This window comes from Pseudomonas sp. P5_B2, assembly GCF_056400445.1.
This window is the reverse complement of record NZ_JBFULH010000792.1, coordinates 1-1,648: the sequence shown is the minus strand read 5'-3', so window position 1 is coordinate 1,648 and position 1,648 is coordinate 1. Positions and strand designations below refer to the sequence as shown.

Annotated in this window: 2 protein-coding genes; both read right to left on the bottom strand. The window is 54.0% G+C overall.

Annotated elements, in window-relative coordinates:
* The coding region (locus tag AC1DRJ_RS26835; protein ID WP_477804815.1) for a FecR/PupR family sigma factor regulator at window positions 1–141 on the bottom strand (141 nt) is incomplete at its 3' end.
* Window positions 142–237: 96 nt separating this feature from the next.
* Window positions 238–1,648, bottom strand: a 1,411-nt coding sequence (locus AC1DRJ_RS26830; RefSeq protein WP_477804814.1) for a M35 family metalloendopeptidase, incomplete at its 5' end; no start/stop codon positions are given.

The following is a 1,648-nucleotide window of genomic DNA, read 5'->3' as shown; positions in this document are numbered from 1 at the left end:
CAGCGGATGAGCGTCGCGCCATTGTTCAAAGGCGACCTGTTCTTCGGCGGTGCAGTCGACAGCATGCAAACGCATACACCAATGCGCTGCGGCATCGGTGATCGCGTCATATTCGGCTGGCGATAGAGAGTTGTCGGTCATTGACTCATCCTGATTTCCGGCATTCTAACCTTGCAGGGAAGCCTGCGAGAACTGCCGTCATGGCAATTAACCATCAATTGGGCGATATTTTTACGGTCAGGGGGTACTGACGTGCAGTTGTCGCCCCAGATGACCGATCAGCCAGGAAACGGTGTCGGCGTTCCCAAGCTGCACTTTCAGCCTGATCAAAGGGTCTTTCTTGAAGGTGTGGCGAGCCCCGCTCAGGTTTTCTGCGCCGGTCAGCGTCAAAACATGCTCTTTCATCCGATCAGTATCCTCATTGGATGTATCACCCAGATCTTCCCACTCGCCGGTGTTTGGGTCCTCAACCATGAACAGTTGGGTATAGGGCGTCCTTATAGACAGTGCGGTGCTTTGAGTCTTGGTCAACTCGTCGTTGAGGGCTTTAGCAATAGGGTTGGATGTTTCAATCAGGTCAGCGAATGGGCGGCTGGCGTCGAGGTAGGTAATGTCTTCGGTGTTACACACGATGTGTGAAAGCTCATGGATAAGCGTCATTGCTCGGCTATGGGCGTTGATAGGGAATTGCGCGTCGCTAAGGTACTGACGGTAGTGGTTGAACCTGGGCGTGAAAAATTTCTCTGCCAAGTGAATTTTTCGCTTCAAGTCCGTTGGAACGATGAAGGCGAATGTATTTTCCGCGCCTAAGATCAACCTGCCGACCACAAAACGATCGGAGTTCGGCTTTCTGAGCGTTGGGTCCAGCAAGGCTGCAAAAATTTCACTGACGACTTTTTCAAGCTGTTCCACATGCGCGGGCAGTACTTGCGATACACCCAAAAAGTCAGTGAAGAGTTCGTGTACCGGGGTTGTTTTGTCGTCGGAGGTCTTCAGTAATTGCAGGTTTCGGAAGCTATTCCAGGCATAGGTGGTGGCCTGGTCCAGCGCTTCGTCGATCTGACGGGCTCGGTGCGGGAAAAGCCGACGAATCGCCGGCATTCCACTGGCGTCGATGTTCATTCCGCCCCAAACGGCGAACGCAGTATCCAGTCGGTTGATAAGACCGAAGCGGGGTTCCGGGGCATCCCAATCCAGAACCCATTGTCTTGATTCGGTTTGGCGCAGGAAAGAGCCACGACTTTTTGTGTCGGCGATACGCCAGCGAGCTCCGTGCTTGACCACCGGATAGACTTTTCCTTCGACCGCTGCGTAGTGTTTCGTGGTTTTCGGATGGGTGTAGTGCCCAAGCGTCGAGTCCAATGTCAGCGAACCCAGATCGACATCGACACTTTCATGGCGCGCCAACTGCGTGCGTTCAGGGGCGGTAATATCGACGTCATGCCATTTGAATCGGGTGGCGGGGGCCTTGGGTATCGCCACATCCGGCGTCGAAGACAACTGCGTATGATTCGCCAGCGATTGGCGCAATGACGCGAGTTGAGCAATGCCATCAATGAATTCCCGGATGGCTCCCCCCCACTTATGTGCCTGAAGATCTTCGGCAGATTGCTTGATGTCTCGATAACCGCGCCACACCATGATGGGA